The sequence below is a fragment of the Novosphingobium sp. 550D genome (genome assembly GCF_057401885.1).
This window is the reverse complement of record NZ_CM171613.1, coordinates 3,430,214-3,450,672: the sequence shown is the minus strand read 5'-3', so window position 1 is coordinate 3,450,672 and position 20,459 is coordinate 3,430,214. Positions and strand designations below refer to the sequence as shown.

Genomic DNA, 20,459 nt, shown 5'->3' with positions numbered 1-20,459 from the left:
AGCCAAAACCGATTATTCGGCTTCAGCTTCGCCTTCCAGCAGGTCGGCCGGGATTTCGCCCGGTTCTGCGTTCGGGTCATAGGCTTCGGTGAAACCGCCGACTTCGTTGTCGAAGAGCGCTTCCGAAACGTTCACGCCCTGAGCCTGCAGTTCGGCTTCGTCGGGCGAACGTGCAACGTTCACCTTGACGGTCACCGAAACTTCGGGGTGCAGGGCAACGCGAACGTCGTAGATGCCAATCGACTTGATCGGGCGTTCCAGAACGATCATCGCCTTGCTGACGGCGGCGCCATCGGCGTTCAGGCCATCAACGATGTCGCGAACCGAAACCGAACCATACAGGTGGCCGGCGTTCGAGGCGGCGCGGATCAGAACCACGCTCTTGCCTTCGACGTCGCCCGACTGCGCTTCGGCCGCAGCCTTGGCTTCAGCGTTGCGCTTTTCGATGTCGGCGCGCTGGGCTTCGAACACCTTGCGGTTGGCTTCGTTGGCGCGCAGCGCCTTCTTGTTGGGCAGCAGGAAGTTACGGGCGTAACCATCCTTCACGGTGACAACGTCGCCGATGTGGCCCAGCTTCTCGATGCGTTCGAGGAGAATGATCTGCATGGATTTTCTCCCTTACTTCACGAGGTAGGGCAGCAGGCCCAGGTGACGGGCGCGCTTGATCGCCTGGCCCAGTTCACGCTGCTTCTTGGCAGAAACGGCGGTGATGCGGCTGGGAACGATCTTGCCACGTTCGGACATGAAGCCCTGAAGCAGGCGGATGTCCTTGTAGTCGATCTTGGGAGCGTTCTTGCCCGAGAAGGGGCAGCTCTTGCGACGACGGAAAAATGCACGAGCCATGGATCAAGCCTCCTCGCGTTCGCGGCGACGGCTGCGCTCGCGATCGTTCTTGCGCATCTGGACCGACGGGCCAGCTTCCAGTTCATCAACGCGAACGGTGATGAAACGGATGATGTCTTCGTTGATGCCGATCTGGCGTTCCAGCTCGGCGGTGACGCCGGCGGGGGCTTCAACGTTCAGCATCACAAAGTGAGCCTTGCGGTTGCGCTTGATCTTGTAGGCGAGGTTCTTGAGACCCCAGGTTTCGGTCTTGGTGACCTTGCCCCCGTTGGTTTCAATGATCTCGGTGGCGGTAGCGGCAAGCGCATCAACCTGCGCTTGGCTCAGATCCTGGCGGGCCAGGAACACGTGCTCATAAAGAGCCACGGCAGCTTCCTTTTCATCCAATAACCGATCGCTGGCTTGTCCGCACGATTGCGGGGCCCCTCCGGCTTTCTTCGCATATCATGTGCGCGGGCTGCGAATCCGCACTTTCAGAAGATGCGGCCCTTAGCGATTTTCCGTGCCGAGGCAAGGAATTTCATATTCCTGTGGTATGGCGTGGACTTGATTTTGCGAACTTTGCGTTCCGATCCCGAAAAATCATGCTGCTGACATTGGTTGCTGAAGCATGGTGCTAAGTATTTCGACAGGGCACAGAGCTACGCGCCATGAACCACTTGTTGCTAGTAGTAGAATAAATGAAGCAATAAGGGTTGGGGCGAAATGATCAGTGACAAGGCGAGAATCGGCAGCCGCCTGATCATTGGCATGGTTACACTGGCCATTTTTGTATCGGCGTTGGTGATCTATCAAATCCGCTACGGCGGTCCGATTTCCAAGAAATATACGCTTCAGGATGAATTGCTTGCCGATATCCTGCCGCCGCCCGCCTATGTCGTCGAACCTTGCCTCGAAGCTTCTCTGGCGACGTTACACCCTGAACAGGCTGACCTTCATCTGCAAAATCTAAAATCCCTGGAAAAGGACTATCTGGCCCGTAAGGATTATTGGCAAACGGCTCCAATTCCACCCGAACAGTTCGATATTCTCAAGCAAAGCCAAGGATATGCTGATGCATTCTGGCTCTCGCTGAACACGAAATTCGCGCCTGCGGCCAAGGCTGGTGATGTGGCGGCGATGCGGCGCATCTATGATGAAGAATTGTCGCCCGCTTATGCCAAGCAGCATGAGGCCATCCTGCAACTGGTCAAAATGTCGAGCGACTTTCGCACCAGCGAGCGTCGGTTTGATGATCCTATGGTAACCATTGCGCTGATCGTGGTGGGTTTGATGATGGCGGCGCTCTTGGCGGGCATTCAATTCGCCCGTCGCTTCATCGACGAATCGATTGTTTCGCCGCTCAACACTACAGCGCAGGCCATGGAGCGGATGGCTCAGGGTGACTATTCGTTTGAGGCGGAGGGGCGCGAAAGGTCCGATGAAATCGGCATCATGGTGCAATCAATGGAGGTATTCCGTCAGGTCGGTATCGCCCAAAAGAAAGCCCAGATTGAACAGAAGCAGGTTGTTGATGCCTTGAGCGGGGCGTTGACCAAATTGGCCGCGCGCGATCTGGAGCATCGCTTGCCCGATCCGTTCCCGGCGGAATACGAAGGTTTGCGGGAAAATTATAACCACTCAATCTCGTCATTGATGGAGGCTATCGGAACGGTTCGCGTTGGCGCAGGCGGTGTCATGCGCTCGGTCAAGGAAATTCAGGCCGCCGCCGATGATCTGGCCCGCCGAAATGAGACACAGGCGGCCAGCCTTGGGGAAACCGCAGCCTCCCTGCGCGAGGTTTCCAATACCGTACAGGCCTCTGCTCGAACCGCCGCGGCCGTGCGCGAAACGACGCAGGAGGCGCATCGTCAGGCCAGCGATGGTGGCGATGTGGTGGCACAAGCCGTGGATGCCATGGCGGTCATCGAGCAGTCCTCGCAACAGATCGCCCAAATCATCAACGTCATCGACAGCATCGCTTTTCAGACAAACCTCCTCGCTCTCAACGCCGGCGTTGAGGCGGCAAGAGCAGGCGAGGCGGGGCGCGGCTTTGCCGTTGTGGCCAGCGAAGTTCGCGCCTTGGCGCAGCGTACCGCCGATGCGGCGCGTGACATCAAATCCTTGATCCAGAATTCCTCGACACAGGTGGAAACAGGCGTTGATCTGGTCGGGCGAACCGGGGAAAGATTGCAGGCCATCGTTGCCAAGGTCGCCGAAATCAGCGGCCTGATCGAGGAAATTGCCGAAAGCTCACAAAAGCAGGCGACCAATATCTGTATCGTCAATGAAGCAGTGGGCGACATGGATCGGATGACCCAGCAAAACGCGGCTATGGTGGAACAATCGACGGCTTCCACACGAAACCTGTCGCAAGAAGCGGAAAAACTGGCCCAACTGGTTTCGGCCTTTCGAACCCGCAACCGTTCGGCGCGCAGCCAGCGTAGCGAAGACCCGGTACCCTTCCGCCGTCAATCGGCGGCCCAACGCGCGCCGCAGGTTGCCACAACCACGCAGCGCTTACCTGTGCCGGTGCCCTATGCCCGCGCGGTCGGCGATGACTGGAGCGAATTTTAGCGTCTGGGCAAGCGCTTGCGGTATGCGTAAAGGCATCGGCCACGGAGGTTTTTCATGGCCAAGGCTACCCGCGCAACGCAATTTCTTGATAAGGCAGGGGTGCAATTTACGCTGCACACCTATGATTATGATCCCGCCGCCGACAGCATCGGGCAGGCCGCTGCACAGGCATTGGGTGAACCGGCGGGCCGTGTTTTCAAGACTTTGATGGTTCTGGCCGATGGAAAGCCCGCCTGCGTGATCGCGCCGAGTGACCGAGAGGTGGCGATGAAAAAGGCCGCCTCTGCTTTGGGCGTTAAACAGGCCGTGATGATGAAGCCCGCTGATGCAGAACGGATCACGGGCTATAAGATCGGCGGGATCAGCCCCTTTGGCCAAACCCGCAAGGTTGCCGTGGTGCTGGATGCCAGCGCGCAGGGTTGGGAAACGATATACATCAATGGCGGCCAGCGTGGCCTTCAGGTCCGTCTGGCCCCGTCCGACGCCTGTGACGCCTTGGGGGCCAGACTGGCTGAAATTGCCGCTTAGCCGACTTTCATGCCGCCCTTCCACAGGGCGATGACGCGGCCTTGGACGCCTTGCCCGTCGAACGGAGTGTTGCCTGCGGCCGCGGCCATTTTGGCCGAGGAGACGATCCAGGGGCGGTCTGCGTCGATGATGGCAATGTCCGCCTGAAGGCCGACGGCCAATTCGCCCGCGTCAACGCCGAGCAATTGCGCCGGATTGGTGGCCAGAAGGCGGAAGGCGGTTGACAGATCGATGACTTCATCGCGCACCAGATTCATGGTCAGCGGCAAGAGCGTTTCGGCCCCCGCCATGCCCGGTTCGGCATCTGCAAAGGGCAGGCGCTTATCTTCGGGGCCACGCGGATCGTGGCCGCTGGAAATGACGCTGATCGTGCCATCGCCAATCGCCTCGATCACGGCTTTACGGTCATCTTCACGACGCAGTGGCGGCGAAAAACGGCAAAAGGTACGGAAATCCGCCAAGGCCGTGTCCGAGAGCATGAAATGCGCCGGGGTGACGCCGGCGGTCACCGCTACGCCGCGCTTTTGCGCCGCGCGGATCAAGTCCAGCGCACCGCGTGTCGTGATCTGACGGAAATGCAGCTTGGCCCCGGCCATCTCGGCCAAGGCAATGTCGCGGGCCACTGCCAGAGCCTCTGCCTCAACCGGGGCGGAGGGCAGGCCCAGACGCGTTGCCATTTCGCTGGCGGTCGCCACGGCATTGCCGGTCAGGCCGCTATCTTCGGCATGGGCAATCACCGTCATGCCCAGCATCGCGCAATAGCGCAGCAGACGCAGCATCGTGCCCGAATCAGCGATCCAGTGACGTCCGGTGGCAACGGCCTTGGCCCCGGCATCGCGCATCATCGCGATTTCCGCCATGTCCGATCCATCCAGCCCCCGCGTGGCGGCGGCCAGCGGGTGAACCCACAGGCCCGGCTTGCCGCTTTGCGCCGCGTAACGAACGGTCGATGGGCGATCAAGCGGCGGGTTCTGATCCGGCATCAGCGCCGCGCGCGTGATCCCGCCGAAATGAAGCGCGGGCTTGTCGATGGCAAAGACGCCCAGATCGACAAGACCCGGCGTGATCAACTTGCCGCGCGCATCCTCGATCCGGTCGCCTTCCTGTGGCACGACATCGGCGCCGATGGCCACAATGCGGTCGCCGTCGCAACGGATGCCGCCCGCAACAGGTTCGCCCTCACGCGTGATGATCAGGCCGTTGGTGATGGTCAGAGCATCCTGTTTCACGCCCAACCCTCCAGTTTACGAGCTTTTCGCGTCAGAACTTCCAAACAGGCCATGCGCATTGCCACGCCCATTTCGACCTGCGTGGTGATCAGACTGCGCCCGGGCAGATCAGCCACGTTGGAGTCGATTTCCACACCGCGGTTCATCGGGCCGGGATGCATGACAATGGCATCGCCCGCCGCCCGCGCCAGACGGTCCAGCGACAGGCCGTAAAGATGGCGATATTCGCGCGGCGAGGGGATGAATTGGCCCGTCATGCGTTCGTTCTGCAGGCGCAGCATCATCACAACGTCGGCATCTTTCAACGCGGCGTCAAAGTCATAATAGGGCGTCACGCGCATCTGTTCGATATCGGCAGGCATCAGCGCAGGCGGCGCGCAAACGCGCACATCGGCCCCCAGCGCCGTCAGCGCCAGAATGTTCGACCGCGCCACGCGGCTGTGCAGAATATCGCCGCAGATCACGACCTTGAGGCCGACAAATTCACCCTTGGCCCGCTTGATGGTCAAGGCGTCCAGCAGGCCTTGCGTGGGGTGTTCATGCTGACCATCGCCCGCGTTCAGAACCGGGCAATCGACCTTTTCCGCGATCAACCGCACCGCGCCGGACGAAGCATGGCGGATCACAATCGCATCGGCGCGCATGGCATTCAGCGTCATCGCCGTATCAATCAGCGTCTCGCCTTTTTTGACGCTGGATTGGCCCACCGACATGTTGACCACATCGGCGCCAAGGCGCTTGCCCGCGATTTCAAAGGACAAAAGCGTACGCGTCGAGTTTTCATAAAACGCGTTGATGATCGTCAGCCCGCGCAGGTGATCGACCCGCTTGGTAGGTTGGCGGTTCAATTCCACCCATTGTTCCGCCTCGTCCAGCAGAAACAGGATTTCATGCGGGGCGAGGCCGGCAAGGCCCAGCAGCCCACGGTGCGGGAAGGCCAGAGAGCCCGCAGGGTAGCGGCTCTGGCTGGATGAGTTTGCTGATGTCATTGAAGAGAGCGCCCTAAACCTGTGGGGCCGCGCACTCAAGAGGAAACGGATGATTGTCCACTTCTCTGTTGGCCAAATCCTTCGTAGAGTGGCGATCAAGGATACGGAGAAGACATGGCTTTTGCAAAATCGGTATGGCGCCTGCTTGTTGCTATCAAGGATGGGCTGGTGCTTGCTCTCCTTCTGCTGTTTTTCGGCGCGCTCTATGCTGTGTTGTCGGCGCGGCCCGCGTCTCCGCAATTGCGCGAAGGCGCGTTGCTGATCGATATGAAGGGCGCGGTGGTTGAGGAATTGCAGAAGACCGATCTGCAATCTGTGTTGTCCGGTAATGCCGGTGATCCGGAAATCCGCGAAAGAGACGTGATTCGCGCTCTGCGCGGGGCGGCCGGGGATGAGAAAATCAAGGCGGTCGCCATCGACATGAGCAAGTTTGGCGGGGCGGGCTTTGTCCATGCCGTTGAAATTGGCGATGCGATGGATGCTGTGCGCAAGGCCAAGAAGCCGGTGCTGGTCTATGGCACGATGCTGGGTGATCGGGGCCTGTTGATCGCATCCCATGCCAGCGAAATCTGGATCGACCCTTTGGGCGGCGCCTATGTCGAGGGGTTGGGCGGACAAAACCTCTATTTTGCCAAGTTGCTGGAACGGCTGAAAATCTCGGCCCATGTGTTCCGCGTGGGGACGTACAAGGATTTCGTCGAACCCTATATTCGCGATTCGATGTCCGAGCCATCGCGTGAGGCGCGCAAGGCTTTGCTCGACACGATTTTTGCCCAATGGCGCGAAAACGTGTTGAAGGCACGGCCCAAGGCGCAGGTGGACAAGGTGGTGGCCGATCCGGTGGGCTGGTTCAAGGCATCGGGCGGTGATGCGGCCAAGGCTTCGCTGGCGGCGGGTTTGGTGGACAAGATCGGCACACGCGCCGAATGGGGCGATGCCATTGCCAAGATCGCGGGCGAGGATAAGTCGGGCGATGAAGTGCCTGCGCCCGGTACTTTTGCCCACACAACGATGGCGGCATGGTTGGCGGGGCATCCCGCAAAGAGCGACGGTCGAGCTATTGGCGTCGTCACCGTCGCGGGTTCAATCACCGACGGCAAGGCTGGACCGGGCAGCGCAGGCGGTGAACGGATTGCCAAGCTGATCGATGGCGCCTCGTCAAAGAAGCTGGCCGCGTTGGTAGTGCGGGTGGATTCGCCCGGCGGTTCGGTGACGGGTTCGGAGGCCATTCGTGCGGCCATCCTGCGTCAAAAGGCGCGAGGTGTTCCGGTTGTGATCTCGATGGCCAATGTGGCGGCCAGCGGTGGCTATTGGGTTTCGACCTCTGGCGCCAAAATTTACGCACAGCCCGGCACGATCACCGGTTCCATTGGCATTTTCGCCGTGATCCCCAGCTTCGAACGCGCTTTGGAAGGTTGGGGCGTCAAGGGGGATGGGGTCCGCACGGGGCCGCTTGCCGGACAGCCCGATGTGTTGACCGGATTGACGCCGGAGATTGAGCAGATTTTGCAGGCCAATATTGAATCAGGCTATGGTCGCTTTTTGAGTCTTGTTGCTGCGGCGCGTAAAAAGACGCCTGAAGACGTGGATCGTATTGCGCAGGGTCGGGTGTGGGACGGCGGAACCGCGCGGCAGATCGGATTGGTCGACAGTTTTGGCGGGATTGATGCAGCTATGGCCGATGCGGCGGCGCGGGCCGGTATCAAGGATGGTGCATGGCATGCGGTCTGGCTTGGCGATGAAAGCTCGCCCGTCGACGAAATTCTGCGTCAGTTTAGCGGACAGACCAACGAATCGGATGATGATGCCGCCGTTGACTGGGTCGGCATGGTCACCCAGCGTCAGCGTGCGCGTCTTGCATCGGCCTTGGTCGGGGCGCAGCGCTTGCTGGCTGTGCGTGGGGCCCAGGCCTATTGTCTGGAATGCGAAGCCGGTATGACCGAGCGCGCCGCAACCAGCCAGTTGAGCCAGTCCCGGTCATGGCTGATGGTACTGGCGCGCTGGCTGGCGGTATAGGCGGAATTCAGAGTGTGGCCCGTGAATGGGCCGCCTCTAGTTCGGCCAGAGCAAGGGTGCTGTCGTGACGGGCCGCTTCGCGCAGCGCCAATGACAGATCACCCAGTGCTTGATCGGCCGCGCGCTTTACCTGCGAACTGTCGGAATGGCATGGGCCGTGGGCGGTCCCGCTGACTTGTTTTGCAACGGGCAGGCGGCGTAGCGGCGAGGCGGACGCGCCAATCCGCCGTTCAATAATAAGCTTGGCGTTCCAATGACAGGTGCGCTCCATGCCTCTCAAGGGAGCATGAACCCCTTTGGGCTGCGTGCTGATCACGACACTCGCACTATAATGCAGATCAATGGGTTGCTCTCGATAGGTGATGGTTTCTGAATGCACGGCCGATGACGCCATGGCGGCCGCCAAGAACAAAAGGCTCATGATTTTCTCCTGCGATTGCGGCCCGTCGGTTTTTTTGTTTCGGGCCTTGAATGCAGCTAGGCCGCCTGCGTTGCTCGATCTTTTCTGCAAGGTTAAAAATCGCGGAAACTGGGGGTATGGCGGTCAATCTCGGCCATCATGCGCAGCATTGCGCATGATGTGCGTTTGGATGCTTGCCCTTTTGGCGCAATCTCTCTAAGGCCCCCCATCTGAATTTGACGTAGCTTCGTCTTCATGCGGGCGTGGCGGAATTGGTAGACGCGCTGGTTTTAGGTACCAGTATCGTAAGATGTGGGGGTTCGAGTCCCTTCGCCCGCACCAGTCTTCCTCCCCGTGCAAGCGACAGTTGCGAGTTGGGAAGGCATTGAATTATCATGCAGATTGTCGAAACCACCAATGAGGGTCTGAAGCGCGGCTATAGCGTGACGATCCCGGCTGGCGTCATCGCCGAAAAGATCGAGAGCGAGGTGGTGAAGATCGCCCCGCAGGTGCAGTTGCCCGGTTTCCGCCCCGGCAAGGTGCCCGCGAATCTCGTGAAGAAGCGCTTTGGCGCGCAGGTCCATCAGGACGTTCTTTCGCAGACCATCCGCGAAGCGCTGGACAAGCTGGTCGCTGACAATGCTCTGCGCCCCGCCACCCAGCCTGACGTCGCGCTGGGCGAAGGCTATGAAGAAGGCAAGGACGCCACGCTGACTGTCAGCCTCGAAGTGTTGCCTGTCATCACTGCTCCCGACCTGTCGGGTCTGAAGCTGGAAAAGCTGGTCGTTCCCGTCAAGGACGAAGCCGTTGACGAAGCCGTCACGCGCATCGCTTCGTCGGCCAAGCGTTTCAACGACGCCGAAGAAGGCAAGGAAGCCGAAACCGGCGACCAGCTGATCATCGACTTCGTTGGCAAGCTGGACGGCGTTGAATTCGACGGCGGCAAGGCTGAAGACGCGGCGCTGGAAATCGGCGCTGGCCGTTTCATCCCCGGCTTTGAAGAACAGCTGGTCGGCGCCAAGGTTGGCGACGAAAAGGTCATCACCGTGACCTTCCCTGAAGAATATCAGGCCGCTCACCTCGCCGGCAAGGAAGCCACCTTTGACATCACCGTCAAGTCGGTGAAGGTTGCCGGCGAAACCGTGATCGACGACGAATTCGCCAAGAGCCTGGGCCTGACCGATCTGGATCAGCTCAAGGGCCTGCTGCGCGGTCAGCTGGAAGGCGAGACCGAAGGTCAGACCCGCACCCAGATGAAGCGCCAGTTGCTCGACATTCTGGCCGATGGCGCCGATTTCGACGTGCCGCCCAGCATGGTCGAAGCCGAATTCAACCAGATCTGGGAACAGCTGACCCAGGAAGCGGCTCGCGAGGAAGATCCTGCGGCTGCTCTGGCCGAAATCGAAGCCGAGAAGGAAGACTATCGCAAGATCGCCGTGCGCCGCGTGCGCCTCGGCCTCCTGCTGTCGGAAATCGGCCAGGCCAACGGCGTGGAAATCACGGCTCAGGAATTCCAGATGCTGGTGTCGCAGGCCGCGCAGCAGTATCGCCCGGAAGACCGCCAGCGTTTCGTCGAATACGTTCAGGCCGAACCGATGGTCGCCGCGCAGCTCCGCGCGCCGCTCTATGAAGAAAAGGTCGTCGACTTCCTGTTCGATAAGGCCGAAGTCACGACGCGTGAAGTGACCAAGGAAGAGCTGCAGGCCGCGATCGAAGCCGAAGAAGGCGAAACCGGCCACGTCCATGGTCCGGATTGCGACCATGACCACGACGAAAAGCCTGCCGCCAAGAAGAAGGCCGCGCCCAAGAAGAAGGCTGCTTCTGAAGGCGAGGAAGCTGCTGAAGCCGCTCCCAAGAAGAAGGCTTCGGCTAAGAAGAAGGCTGTTGAAGAACCCGCCGCTGAATAAGCTGCTGGCTTCCGCCTTTTGAGCAAGGCCCGCTTCCCGATGGGGAGGCGGGCCTTCTCTTTTACGCCTCAGGCAAAAGAGGCATATTTGCGATCATCGCACCAATTCCCATGCAGGCCCGATTTCAGGCGGAAGGGCAGCATGGCACGGCCTACTGGCCCTTCCTCAAGCCTTTGCGCGTCCAGCACGACCAGATCGGAATAGTTGGTTACCAGATTGTCGACCACGGCGATAATCCAGCCGTCTCCTTCCGGTGAATCCGGGCTGCGGGGTACGAAGCAGGGTTCCTGAATCATGCAATGCGGCCCGGCCCACCAACTGTCCTGCTTGCCGGTGGTATGGTCGATATGGCCGATTCGGTTCATGCGGAAACCAGAGGCGCGTGCGCCGGGGAAATCCACCGGCATTTCCGGGTCCATCACCAGCATATAGCCGTGGCGGTAGGGCTGGCCGACATAGCGTTCGTCGATGCGGGGGAATTCGTCGATCCAGTTGGAGAGCTGTTCGACCTTGAGAAACTCGTCCGATTTGGAGGCGAGGTCGACCGTCCAGCGGGTCAGGAACGGCCGTGCGGCCATCGGGTCGAACGGCGCACCATGAATGTCTGGAAAGAAGGGGAAGCAATTGCCCACCGCTTCGGGCGTGTCGAAATGGATCTTGGTGCCGTCCTCGAACGCATTCATCACATGGCTGGCAAAGATCGTCTTTGGTGCCTTGAACCAGCGGATGTCTTTGCCCGTAACGCCGGGGCCGCGGGGCAATATGCCAAGATAGACCGGCAGTGTGGTGTCGAATCCGAAATGGGGCAACCCAGCTTTCAGACGATCCCAATTGCCGGTCGATGGCACGATGTGAAACACGGCATAATGCTCTGTGATCGCATAGTCATGCATCATGCAGTAATAAGGGGCTTCGAAGAAAGTCTCGTAGAGGACATTGCCCTGCGGATCGATTTCGAAGAATGAGCAGTCGCGGGTCAGCAAGCCGGTGGCAGCATAGCCAAAGTTGCAGAAATTGCCGGTCACCGGATCAATCTTGCCATGGGCGGAAAAGGTCTGGTTTTTCAACTTGCCGTCGAAAAAGGTAAATCCTTCAGTTTCAAGGCTTAAAGGGTCCATGACCAGGCATGGGCCATCCTCCTTCATCGCGTAAAGTTTGCCAGCGTGGACCATGACATTGGTGTTGGTGGTCGAGCGGATCTGGCCTTTTACCGCGTCATCATCGGTCAGCGGATTGCGATAGGCGCCGAACAGGGCGCGGCCCGCAGCGCGTTCCAGTTTGAATTTATCCGTATGGGCATAGCGTTGTTTGAAATCGACCTTTCCGCCGCGAAAACGAAACAGGCTGACCATCCCATCGCCGTTGAAAAACTGATCATCTGCAAATTTCGGTGGAAATTGCGAGTCGGGATGTACGCGGTGAAACGTGCCGTTCATCGATTCCGGGATTTCGCCTTCTATCTCCATGTCGAGAATATCGCATTCGAGCCGGATCGGGCGCAAAATGCCTGTAAAGCTGCGGGTATCAGGGAAATGAGCCATATTTTTCCTCTCCGGATCGTGCCGCTTGACACGGCATTTTGTATGCAATGCATATAATATCCAGAGCCGCCGTCAAACTTGATCTGTGGCAAGAAGGTCAAAATGGCGCGAAAAACTTTGCGGCAAGGGCCAGACCTCGATGCCCGGATTAACCCAAAAGCAGGCGATGATGGTTCAGGGAGGAGTTAAGCCACTTGAACATTGCGGCATGAGACGCGACATAGGTGTGGCAGACAAAGAGGAAATTTCATGATCGATCTGTTCGGACGCAACGATGCTCAGGGCAAATTCAGTGTTGATCCCGTGACGGGCGCGTTGATCCCCGTGGTGGTGGAACAGTCCAGCCGGGGCGAGCGCAGCTTTGACATCTATTCGCGCCTGCTGCGCGAACGCATCATTTTCGTGACTGGTCAGATCGAAGATCACATGGCCAGCGTGATCGTGGCCCAGCTTTTGTTCCTCGAATCGGAAAATCCGACCAAGGACATCAGCATGTACATCAACTCGCCCGGCGGCGTGGTGACGGCTGGTCTGTCGATCTATGACACGATGCAATATATCAAGCCCAAGGTGTCGACCGTATGCATCGGTCAGGCCTGCTCGATGGGCAGCTTCCTGCTGGCCGCGGGTGAACCGGGGCAGCGAATCGCTTTGCCCAACGCGCGGATCATGATCCACCAGCCGAGCGGCGGCGCGCAGGGTATGGCCTCCGATATTGAGATTCAGGCCCGCGAAATCCTGCGCATTCGTGCGCGCATGAACAATCTTTACGTCAAGTTCACGGGCAAGAGCCTTGAAGAAATCGAAGCGGCGATGGACCGTGATACCTTCCTTGAGGCGGATGAAGCGCTCAAGTTTGGTTTGATTGACAAGGTGTTTGAGCGCCGTCCTGATGCCGACGGAGCCGCCGGCTGATGATGGAACCTTTGGTGGCCACAGTGTTTCAGCTTGGGATGGTGGCCATCGAGGGTATTGAATTTGGCGCCTGCGTGGCTAGGTTGGCAGAATTGTCAGGCTCCACGCGGGCCATTTGGGAAAAAGCATGACGAAACTGAGCGGATCCGACGCCAAGAGCACTCTGTATTGCAGCTTTTGCGGTAAGAGCCAGCACGAGGTGCGCAAGCTGATCGCGGGGCCGACCGTGTTCATCTGCGATGAATGCGTTGAACTTTGCAATGACATCATCCGCGAAGAAACCAAGGGTGGCATTGCGGGCAAGCGCGATGGCGGCGTGGTCAGTCCGCGCGAAATTTTTGAAACGCTGAACGATTATGTGATCGGCCAGGACCGCGCCAAGCGTGTGCTGTCGGTGGCGGTGCATAACCATTACAAGCGTTTGAAGCACAGCGGCAAGGGCGGCGACGTTGAACTGTCGAAGTCGAACATCCTGCTGGTGGGCCCCACCGGTTCGGGTAAGACGCTGTTGGCTCAGACCTTGGCCAAGACGTTTGATGTGCCTTTCACCATGGCCGACGCCACCACGCTGACCGAAGCCGGTTATGTGGGCGAGGACGTTGAAAACATCATCCTCAAGCTGCTTCAGGCCAGCGACTATAATGTCGAAAAGGCCCAGCAGGGCATCGTCTATATCGACGAAATCGACAAGATCAGCCGCAAGGCCGAAAACCCCTCGATCACGCGCGACGTGTCGGGTGAAGGCGTTCAGCAGGCTCTGCTCAAGCTGATGGAAGGCACGACCGCGTCGGTTCCGCCGCAGGGTGGGCGCAAGCATCCGCAGCAGGAATTCCTGCAGGTGGACACGACGAACATCCTGTTCATCTGCGGCGGCGCATTTGCGGGTCTGGAAAAGATCATTGCCGACCGCCTGCAAAAGCGTTCGATCGGTTTTGGCGCGCATGTCGCCGACCCGGAAAAGCGCAAGGTGGGCGAACTGCTGCAAAAGGCAGAGCCGGAAGATCTTCAGAAGTTCGGTCTGATCCCCGAATTCATTGGTCGTTTGCCGGTGATCGCCACGCTCAATGATCTCGACATTCCGGCGCTGGTGCAGATCCTGCGCGAGCCCAAGAATGCGCTGATCAAACAGTATGCCAAGCTGTTCGATCTGGAAAACGTCAAGCTGACCTTTACCGACGATGCTCTTGAAGCCATCGCCAAGAAGGCCATTGAGCGTAAGACCGGCGCGCGCGGTCTGCGTTCGATCGTTGAAGGGCTGCTGCTCGACACGATGTTTGATCTGCCGACCGAGACCGACATTGCCGAAGTGGTGGTGGACAAGGATGTGGTCGAAGGCCGCAAGGAACCGGTCCGCGTTCACAAGGGCAAGGAAGAAGCGGCCTGATCTTAGGCTGAACTTTTAGGGAAAGCGGGGCGGGGCCGAATTGGTCGCCGCCCCTTTTCTTTGCGTGGATCAGCGGCGGCGCCACATGTCCCAGCTGAACACGGCCAACGCCAGCCAGATCAGCAAAAAGCTGGCCAATTGGGCCGATTGCAGCGGTTCGTGGAACAGCAAGAGTCCCTGAAAAAACACGAGAGTGGGGGCCAGAAACTGAACAAAGCCGAGGATGGAATAATTCATCCTCTGCGCCGCCATGGCGAATAGCACCAGCGGAACCGCCGTCACCACCCCCGACATAGCGACCAGCGTGTCATGGCTAATGCTCTTGCCCAGTGTGATGCCCTGCGGCCCATGGCCAAAGGCGATCATAGCCACAGCGGGCACCGCCAGAATGCCCGCTTCAATCGACAGGCCGGGCAAGGCCGGCACCGGGGCCTTCTTGCGCACCAATCCATAGCCGGAAAAAGTTGCGGCCAGCGCCAGACTCCACCCCAGCGTTTCCGCCGCGCCAGAGGCCAGAATGACAACGCCGATCGCTGCAAGGGCCACGGCCACCCATTGGGCGCGGTTCAACTTCTCGTCCAACAGGAATGTGCCCAGAACGACGTTCATCAAAGGGTTGATGTAATAGCCAAGACTGGCGGCAAAAATGTGCCCCTGCTGGATCATCACGACATAGGTGGTCCAGTTGGCCCCGATCAGCAGCGCCGAAGCCATCAGAGCCAGCAACTTGCGCCGATCTTTCAACGCCATGCGAAGCGCGCCGCCCTGACGCAGCACGATAATCGCCAGAGCGCAGGCGGGAAGCGTGAACAAGGTTCGCCAGCCGACAAATTCAAACGGGGGAACATCATGGACCTGACGCAGATAGAGCGGCAGCAAACCCCAGATCAGATAGGCGGCAATCGCATAGGGCATGCCGTCATTGCGGGTTTGTGGCTCTGTCTGTGTCATTTTCAATCCTTTCGCTGCGCTCCATGGCGCAAGAAACGGATCAACGCATCCCGAAATCGGTGATCAAATCAGACAAATGTCAAATTTCGGTCTTAGACTTCGGGGGCAAAACCGGTGCCGATCATCGCCCGCGGGTGGTCCATTTCGGCCGAACTGACCGGATAGGCGCAGGAATCGGCTTCGTAATAGCCGCCGGGACGAAAATTGCCGGACAGTCCAATGCCTCCCGATGGCACACCGGGCAATTCAGTGATGGTTGGCCGGTTCCAATGTGTCAGGCCGGTTCGAACATTCGCCCAGAAGCGATTGTATTCCTCCTGCGTCCCGCCGATCAGCGCGGATACCAGCCCGTAACGCGTGGCATTGGCCTGTGCGATGGCGGAATCGAAATCTGAAACCCTAATGACTTGAAGCAACGGGCCCAGCAATTCGACATCGGGCCTTTCGCGCATGTCGGTCACGTCAATGATGGCCGGGCTGACAAAGGGCAGGCGTTGGTGAAGGCGGGCCATATGTTTGATCGGGCGCCCACCATTCGACATCAACCAGATGAAGCTTTGCACCAGTCCATCCACCGCGCGATTGTCGATCAACGGCCCCATGAATGGCGTTGTTTCATCCCACGGCGATCCACAAATGATCCGGTCGGCCAGACGTCTGATCTCGGCCAGCAAGGGTTCGGCCATAGTATCGCGCACGATCAACCGCCTTGCGCAGCTTGCCCGCTGGCCCGATGCGGTAAAGGCCGATTGCACCACCATCATTGCAGCATCTTCGATCTGGGGCGTATCCCAAACCACGATGGCATTGTTGCCGCCCAAATCCAGCGAAAGCAGCTTGCCCGGACGCCCGGCGATTTTGCGGGTCAGGGTTTGCCCCACCTGCGTTGATCCGGAAAAGAAAACACCGTCGATGCCGTCATGCAGCGCCAACGCCAGAGCGGCATCACTCTGGGCCACGGCAACCTGAAGGATGTTGTTGGCCAAACCGGCGCGCTTGACGCAATCCTCGATCAGCAAGGCCGTAGGCAGGGCGCGGCTGGATGGTTTGAACACAACGGCATTGCCCGCCAGAATGGCCGGGGCAATATGCGCCAGAGGGGTCAGCATCGGCTGGCAGAAAGATGTGATGACCGCCAGAACACCCATCGGCTTATGCCGAACGGCAACCGCGCCATTGGCGCCGCCTTCCTGTCGGCGGTGGGCGCATCGGTCGGCATAGGCGCGAACGCAACCATCCACCCGTGCCAGCGCACTTTCAACCTCGGAAAAACAGTCCCAAAGGGGGCGGCCGGTATCGTGGGCAATGGCCTCGGCAAATTCCTGTGACCGCTGGCGCAAAGCGCTGGTCAAACGGCGGACCGCATCCACCCGGGCCGAGAGCGGTTGGCAGGCCCAGCCAGCATAGGCGGCGCGCGCCGCACAAATCTGCGTTTCGAGATCGGTAGGGGCGATTTGCATCAACACCTCGCCCGTTGCCGGATCGCGCGAGATCACCGGATCTGGCGTGTCATCGACATGGGGGCAAGGGCGATGGCTGACAAAACGCTCTATCCAAATTGTTGTGTTGGGCGGAAACAGTCCGCCAGATTGCCAAAATTCTAGGGGAACGAGGTTAGCAAACCCTTAATTACATCCCCGCGAAAGGCCTAAGTGTTTGATCCGTCAATGTGTCCGGCTGGAATTGGTGGCTGCCCCAAGGCATCGCCCAGCGCGCGGATCGCATCGACATGGCGATAGAGCGGCGTCCAGTCATCATCCCGGTCAATCGCCATCCAGAGGTTTTCGACCGTTTCAATATGGTTGTCGGGCGGCACATCCTGCCAGACGCAATGATCGCGCGCATCGGGCACGGGTTCAAAGGACGCCAATGCTGCGGCCAGAGGGGAACCGCTGCGCAACGAGCTGGTGGCTTCGCACGGTGCGCCTCGGAACATGTGAAAGAACGTGTCGGGGGCCAACTGTTCCTCGCGCATATGCTGTCCGGCCGCAGCCAGCATCATCGCATCACGATCATCGTCCAGCGGTTTAAGGCCCATGCGCCACAGAACACGCCGCGCCAAGGCGGCCTGATACAGCGGATCGAAGCGATCCAGCGCGGCAATCAGCGGCGCGGTATCATCGACCAGCAGGCGCAGAGCGACGGCCAGTTGTCCGCAATTCCACTGGATCGCTTCGGCTTGCTTGCCAAAGCGATAGCGTCCCGCATGGTCGAAATAGGCCGCGGTAAAATCCGCATCCCATCGCGGCAGCCAGCGCCATGGGCCATAGTCGAAACTCTCACCCGTAATATTCATATTATCGGTGTTGAGCACCCCATGCACAAATCCGGCGGCCACATAAGACGCCGCCATATCGGCCAATCGCTCGATCACCTGATGCAGCAGTATGATCGCGGGTTGCTCTGCGCCTGGCGCGCCTTCAGGCGGCATGGGGCCGGGAAACTGGCTCAATGCATAATCGACCAGTTGTGCCATGGATTGTGCATCCTCCAGCACCAACAGGCGTTGAAACGTTCCGATGCGGATGTGGCCATGGCTCAGGCGTACCATCACGGCGGATCGTGTGGGCGATGGTTCATCACCACGCCAGAGGGATTCGCCGGTTTCCACCACGCTGAATGTCTTGCTGGTGTTGGCGCCCAAGGCTTCGAGCATCTCGGTCGCCAGAATTTCGCGCACCGCCCCTTTTAGCGTCAGGCGCCCATCGCCCTGCCTGCTCCACGGCGTTTGCCCCGAACCCTTGGTGCCCAGATCGAGCAGGCGGCCATCGCCGTCCCGCAATTGAGCAAACAGAAATCCGCGCCCATCGCCCAGTTCCGGATTATACACGCCGAATTGATGCCCATGGTAACGCAACGCCAGCGGTTGCGGCAAATTATCGGCCAAGGGCGCGAATCGTCCGAAATGCTTGACCCACTCCCCATCATCCAACGCGTCCAGCCCCACCGTCCGCGCCCAGCGGTCATTTCGCCAGCGCAAAGTGGTCGAGGGAAAGTCGGCGGGCGCAACCGGATCACCCAGCCAGGTGGCCAGAGCGAGGATTTGCGGGTCGGGGGCGTAGGCATTCGCTTGCGGTTCATGGCGCATGGGGCGATAAGTGGGCCTGTATAGGGCCAAGCGCAAGCCACGCCCTACAAAATTGCCATAAGGGAAGCGCCTGCAAGGCCATGAGCACGTATACTGACCAATACTGGCAAAGTCCGGATGGGCTGCGTTTGCATTATCGTGATTATGCGGGGCGGGATGACCGTCCGGTGGTGGTCTGTTTGCCGGGGTTGACCCGCAATGCGCGCGATTTTGACGGCCTTGCGGGGCGGATAGCGGGGGAATGGCGCGTCCTGTGTCCCGACATGCGCGGGCGCGGTGATTCGCAATATGCCAAAAATTCGGCCACTTATAATCCGATGCAATATGTTCAGGACGTCAACGCCCTGTTTGATGAGCTGAAGATTGACCGCTTTGTCGTGGTCGGCACCTCTCTGGGCGGATTGATGGCGATGTTGTTTGCCATGATCGATGCAAAGCGGATCGCGGGCGCGGTATTGAACGATATCGGCCCGGTGATCGAACCTTCGGGCCTTGCCCGTATCCGCGATTACGTGGGGCAGGGGCGCAGTTTTCCAACATGGATGCACGCCGCCCGCGCATTGGAGGAAGAACAGGGCGGTTCCTTCCCCGATTACGATGTCCACCAATGGCTGGCCATGGCCAAGCGGGTGATGACCGTCGGGCAGAATGGCCGCATCGTTTATGATTACGACATGAAAATTGCCGAACCATTTGACCGTCCCGGCGGCGAGGCAGGTGTCGATCTTTGGCCCGGATATATGGCACTGGCGGGGCGGCCCTTGTTGTTGTTGCGCGGCGAATTGTCGGACCTGCTTTCGACCGAAACACTGGGCGAAATGGCGCGCCGTGTCCCCGATGCCGTTGCGGTCAGCGTGCGCCGGGTGGGCCACGCGCCGACTTTGGATGAGCCCGAAGCGGTGCAGGCCATCGAACGTTTGCTGGATCGGGTGGCGCAGCAGGCATGAGCAAGAATCCGTTGCGTATCCTGCATTTGCATTCCAGCTTTAACCAAGGCGGCAAGGAACTTCGTTGTGTCCAACTGATCAACGCCTTTGGCGCGGGGGCGTCGCATACGATCGTGTCGGCCATGCCCGATGCGATGGAGGCGACCCGCCGCATCATGCCGGGTGTGCGTTGGCAGGCGGGCCATGATTTTCCCTCGCTACAGGGCAAGCCTACGCCCAAGCGATTGATCGCGCTGGCGTCGGCCATGGCGGATTACGATCTGGTGCTGACCTATAATTTCGGCGCGATGGATGCGGTTTTGGCCCATACTCTGTTTGCCCAGATCCTGAAACTGCCGCCGCTGGTCCATCACGAGGACGGCTTTAATCAGGACGAAGCGGGCGGCCTGAAAACCAGCCGTAACTGGTATCGTCGCATTGCCTTGGGACGGGCCAGTGGCCTTGTGGTCTGTTCGCAAAATCTGGAAAGAATCGCCCTCGACATTTGGCAACAGCCAAAGGCCAAGGTGCATCGCATCCCTAATGGCATCCGCACCGCCGCCTATACCGCCAAACCGCGTCCCGACGCTTTGCCCCGCGTGATCAAGCGTCAGGGAGAACTCTGGCTGGGTACGCTGGCCGGGCTGCGTCCGGTCAAGAACCTGCCGCGGCTTGTTCGCGCTTTTGCGGGCCTGCCGGAACCGTGGCAATTGGTGATCGTCGGCGACGGCCCCGAACGCGAGGTGATCCGCGAAGAAGCGCTGCGTCTGGACATCGCCCACCGGGTCCATTTGCCCGGCCATATTGGCGATCCGGCCAAGGTTGTTGGCCTGTTCGACCTGTTTGCCCTGTCATCGGACAGCGAGCAGTTCCCGATCAGCGTGGTCGAAGCCATGGCGGCGGGCCTTGCCGTGGTCAGCCCGAATGTCGGGGACGTGGTGCCCATGCTTTCGGACGCCAATCGGCCCTTTATCGCCCCGGCGGGGGATGAGGCAGGCTTTGCGGCCAATCTGGCCCGTTTGGCCGGGGACGCGTCGTTGCGCAAATCGGTGGGCGACGCGAATCGGGCGCTGGCCGAGGCGGAATATGACGAAAAGACCATGGTCGATCGTTATCGAGCGCTTTACGCGCGGGCTATGGGCCTGTCGCGTTTCCCATAATTGCTGATCTGTTGCCGCCCCTGTCG

19 protein-coding genes and 1 tRNA gene are annotated in these 20,459 nt (G+C 59.6%); 10 read left to right on the top strand and 10 right to left on the bottom strand.

Annotation, left to right across the window (positions count from 1 at the left end; all coding sequences use genetic code 11):
• Positions 1 to 12: 12 nt before the first annotated feature.
• From rplI to rpsF, 3 genes are read right to left on the bottom strand one after another with little or no spacing between them, the layout of a single operon-like run.
• The gene (rplI, locus tag AC2S2E_RS16260; RefSeq protein ID WP_476107361.1) at positions 13 to 606 is read right to left on the bottom strand and encodes a 50S ribosomal protein L9; all 594 of its coding nucleotides are present in this window, start codon (positions 604 to 606) and stop codon (positions 13 to 15) included.
• A 12-nt stretch (positions 607 to 618) separates the two neighbouring features.
• Positions 619 to 843: a 30S ribosomal protein S18 gene (gene rpsR / locus AC2S2E_RS16255; protein ID WP_127710389.1), complete on the bottom strand. Its 225-nt coding sequence runs from the start codon at positions 841 to 843 to the stop codon at positions 619 to 621.
• Positions 844 to 846: 3 nt separating this feature from the next.
• Positions 847 to 1,209, bottom strand: a complete 363-nt coding sequence (gene rpsF / locus AC2S2E_RS16250; RefSeq protein WP_168603805.1) for a 30S ribosomal protein S6 — start codon at positions 1,207 to 1,209, stop codon at positions 847 to 849.
• A 339-nt stretch (positions 1,210 to 1,548) separates the two neighbouring features.
• Here rpsF and AC2S2E_RS16245 point away from each other — a divergent pair, with 339 nt between their 5' ends.
• Positions 1,549 to 3,399 (top strand): methyl-accepting chemotaxis protein, encoded by a 1,851-nt coding sequence (locus tag AC2S2E_RS16245; RefSeq protein WP_486523090.1) that lies wholly within the window; start codon positions 1,549 to 1,551, stop codon positions 3,397 to 3,399.
• Positions 3,400 to 3,453: 54 nt separating this feature from the next.
• Positions 3,454 to 3,927: a Cys-tRNA(Pro) deacylase gene (ybaK, locus tag AC2S2E_RS16240; RefSeq protein ID WP_486523089.1), complete on the top strand. Its 474-nt coding sequence runs from the start codon at positions 3,454 to 3,456 to the stop codon at positions 3,925 to 3,927.
• Here the strand turns inward: ybaK and AC2S2E_RS16235 are convergent.
• On the bottom strand, positions 3,924 to 5,156 hold the full coding sequence (locus AC2S2E_RS16235) for a dihydroorotase (RefSeq protein WP_476107355.1): 1,233 nt from the start codon (positions 5,154 to 5,156) through the stop codon (positions 3,924 to 3,926). The two genes, ybaK and AC2S2E_RS16235, sit on opposite strands and share 4 nt — an antisense overlap.
• A complete protein-coding gene (locus tag AC2S2E_RS16230; protein WP_486523088.1) occupies positions 5,153 to 6,145 on the bottom strand; it encodes an aspartate carbamoyltransferase catalytic subunit in 993 nt (330 codons plus the stop codon). Before AC2S2E_RS16230 ends, AC2S2E_RS16235 begins: the two co-directional genes overlap by 4 nt.
• A 168-nt stretch (positions 6,146 to 6,313) precedes the next feature.
• Between AC2S2E_RS16230 and sppA the strand changes: the two genes are divergently transcribed.
• Complete coding sequence (gene sppA, locus AC2S2E_RS16225; protein ID WP_486523087.1) at positions 6,314 to 8,161, top strand: signal peptide peptidase SppA; 1,848 nt, start codon at positions 6,314 to 6,316, stop codon at positions 8,159 to 8,161.
• 7 nt (positions 8,162 to 8,168) lie between these two features.
• On the opposite strand, the gene AC2S2E_RS16220 is transcribed toward sppA, so the two are convergent.
• On the bottom strand, positions 8,169 to 8,582 hold the full coding sequence (locus AC2S2E_RS16220; RefSeq protein ID WP_486523086.1) for a hypothetical protein: 414 nt from the start codon (positions 8,580 to 8,582) through the stop codon (positions 8,169 to 8,171).
• A gap of 236 nt (positions 8,583 to 8,818) precedes the next feature.
• On the opposite strand from AC2S2E_RS16220, the gene AC2S2E_RS16215 reads away from it, so the two are divergent.
• Together AC2S2E_RS16215 and tig are read left to right on the top strand one after the other, a co-directional pair.
• Positions 8,819 to 8,903 (top strand) — tRNA-Leu (locus tag AC2S2E_RS16215).
• Positions 8,904 to 8,956: 53 nt separating this feature from the next.
• Positions 8,957 to 10,468: a trigger factor gene (gene tig / locus AC2S2E_RS16210; RefSeq protein WP_486523085.1), complete on the top strand. Its 1,512-nt coding sequence runs from the start codon at positions 8,957 to 8,959 to the stop codon at positions 10,466 to 10,468.
• A gap of 68 nt (positions 10,469 to 10,536) precedes the next feature.
• Here tig and AC2S2E_RS16205 read toward each other — a convergent pair whose 3' ends face one another.
• Positions 10,537 to 12,009 carry a lignostilbene-alpha,beta-dioxygenase gene (locus AC2S2E_RS16205; protein ID WP_486523083.1) on the bottom strand — a complete coding sequence of 491 codons (1,473 nt, stop codon included), beginning with the start codon at positions 12,007 to 12,009 and terminating at the stop codon, positions 10,537 to 10,539.
• Between the two features lie 249 nt (positions 12,010 to 12,258).
• Between AC2S2E_RS16205 and clpP the strand changes: the two genes are divergently transcribed.
• The 3 genes from clpP to clpX are packed head-to-tail and all read left to right on the top strand — an operon-like array spanning position 12,259 to position 14,308.
• Entirely contained in the window at positions 12,259 to 12,924 is a 666-nt protein-coding gene (gene clpP, locus AC2S2E_RS16200; RefSeq protein ID WP_273616975.1) for an ATP-dependent Clp endopeptidase proteolytic subunit ClpP, read from the top strand.
• Positions 12,924 to 13,055, top strand: a complete 132-nt coding sequence (locus tag AC2S2E_RS16195) for a hypothetical protein (RefSeq protein WP_486523082.1) — start codon at positions 12,924 to 12,926, stop codon at positions 13,053 to 13,055. Before clpP ends, AC2S2E_RS16195 begins: the two co-directional genes overlap by 1 nt.
• Positions 13,052 to 14,308 carry an ATP-dependent Clp protease ATP-binding subunit ClpX gene (clpX, locus tag AC2S2E_RS16190; RefSeq protein WP_476107348.1) on the top strand — a complete coding sequence of 419 codons (1,257 nt, stop codon included), beginning with the start codon at positions 13,052 to 13,054 and terminating at the stop codon, positions 14,306 to 14,308. Before AC2S2E_RS16195 ends, clpX begins: the two co-directional genes overlap by 4 nt.
• A 69-nt stretch (positions 14,309 to 14,377) precedes the next feature.
• On the opposite strand, the gene rarD is transcribed toward clpX, so the two are convergent.
• The 3 genes from rarD to AC2S2E_RS16175 all read right to left on the bottom strand — a co-directional run bounded on the left by rarD (position 14,378) and on the right by AC2S2E_RS16175 (position 18,347).
• Positions 14,378 to 15,259, bottom strand: coding sequence for an EamA family transporter RarD (gene rarD / locus AC2S2E_RS16185; RefSeq protein ID WP_486523080.1), 882 nt, complete (start codon positions 15,257 to 15,259; stop codon positions 14,378 to 14,380).
• Positions 15,260 to 15,351: 92 nt separating this feature from the next.
• On the bottom strand, positions 15,352 to 16,719 hold the full coding sequence (locus tag AC2S2E_RS16180) for an aldehyde dehydrogenase family protein (RefSeq protein WP_486524637.1): 1,368 nt from the start codon (positions 16,717 to 16,719) through the stop codon (positions 15,352 to 15,354).
• A gap of 188 nt (positions 16,720 to 16,907) precedes the next feature.
• Positions 16,908 to 18,347 carry a protein adenylyltransferase SelO family protein gene (locus AC2S2E_RS16175; RefSeq protein WP_486523079.1) on the bottom strand — a complete coding sequence of 480 codons (1,440 nt, stop codon included), beginning with the start codon at positions 18,345 to 18,347 and terminating at the stop codon, positions 16,908 to 16,910.
• Positions 18,348 to 18,427: 80 nt separating this feature from the next.
• Here AC2S2E_RS16175 and AC2S2E_RS16170 point away from each other — a divergent pair, with 80 nt between their 5' ends.
• Both AC2S2E_RS16170 and AC2S2E_RS16165 read left to right on the top strand, forming a co-directional pair.
• The gene (locus tag AC2S2E_RS16170; RefSeq protein WP_486523078.1) at positions 18,428 to 19,294 is read left to right on the top strand and encodes an alpha/beta fold hydrolase; all 867 of its coding nucleotides are present in this window, start codon (positions 18,428 to 18,430) and stop codon (positions 19,292 to 19,294) included.
• Complete coding sequence (locus AC2S2E_RS16165; protein WP_476107343.1) at positions 19,291 to 20,433, top strand: glycosyltransferase family 4 protein; 1,143 nt, start codon at positions 19,291 to 19,293, stop codon at positions 20,431 to 20,433. The genes AC2S2E_RS16170 and AC2S2E_RS16165 overlap by 4 nt, the downstream gene beginning before the upstream one ends.
• The last annotated feature ends 26 nt before the right edge of the window (positions 20,434 to 20,459 follow it).

Excerpts from the sequence above, each read along its gene's own strand:
- rpsR (WP_127710389.1), bottom strand. The coding sequence starts at position 843 with ATGGCTCGTGCATTTTTCCGTCGTCGCAAGAGCTGCCCCTTCTCGGGC.
- AC2S2E_RS16205 (WP_486523083.1), bottom strand. The coding sequence starts at position 12,009 with ATGGCTCATTTCCCTGATACCCGCAGCTTTACAGGCATTTTGCGCCCG.
- clpP (WP_273616975.1), top strand. The coding sequence starts at position 12,259 with ATGATCGATCTGTTCGGACGCAACGATGCTCAGGGCAAATTCAGTGTT.
- rarD (WP_486523080.1), bottom strand. The coding sequence starts at position 15,259 with ATGACACAGACAGAGCCACAAACCCGCAATGACGGCATGCCCTATGCG.
- AC2S2E_RS16195 (WP_486523082.1), top strand. The coding sequence starts at position 12,924 with ATGATGGAACCTTTGGTGGCCACAGTGTTTCAGCTTGGGATGGTGGCC.
- AC2S2E_RS16170 (WP_486523078.1), top strand. The coding sequence starts at position 18,428 with ATGAGCACGTATACTGACCAATACTGGCAAAGTCCGGATGGGCTGCGT.
- AC2S2E_RS16245 (WP_486523090.1), top strand. The coding sequence starts at position 1,549 with ATGATCAGTGACAAGGCGAGAATCGGCAGCCGCCTGATCATTGGCATG.
- AC2S2E_RS16220 (WP_486523086.1), bottom strand. The coding sequence starts at position 8,582 with ATGAGCCTTTTGTTCTTGGCGGCCGCCATGGCGTCATCGGCCGTGCAT.
- AC2S2E_RS16175 (WP_486523079.1), bottom strand. The coding sequence starts at position 18,347 with ATGCGCCATGAACCGCAAGCGAATGCCTACGCCCCCGACCCGCAAATC.
- tig (WP_486523085.1), top strand. The coding sequence starts at position 8,957 with ATGCAGATTGTCGAAACCACCAATGAGGGTCTGAAGCGCGGCTATAGC.
- ybaK (WP_486523089.1), top strand. The coding sequence starts at position 3,454 with ATGGCCAAGGCTACCCGCGCAACGCAATTTCTTGATAAGGCAGGGGTG.
- AC2S2E_RS16230 (WP_486523088.1), bottom strand. The coding sequence starts at position 6,145 with ATGACATCAGCAAACTCATCCAGCCAGAGCCGCTACCCTGCGGGCTCT.
- clpX (WP_476107348.1), top strand. The coding sequence starts at position 13,052 with ATGACGAAACTGAGCGGATCCGACGCCAAGAGCACTCTGTATTGCAGC.
- rplI (WP_476107361.1), bottom strand. The coding sequence starts at position 606 with ATGCAGATCATTCTCCTCGAACGCATCGAGAAGCTGGGCCACATCGGC.
- AC2S2E_RS16165 (WP_476107343.1), top strand. The coding sequence starts at position 19,291 with ATGAGCAAGAATCCGTTGCGTATCCTGCATTTGCATTCCAGCTTTAAC.
- AC2S2E_RS16180 (WP_486524637.1), bottom strand. The coding sequence starts at position 16,719 with ATGCAAATCGCCCCTACCGATCTCGAAACGCAGATTTGTGCGGCGCGC.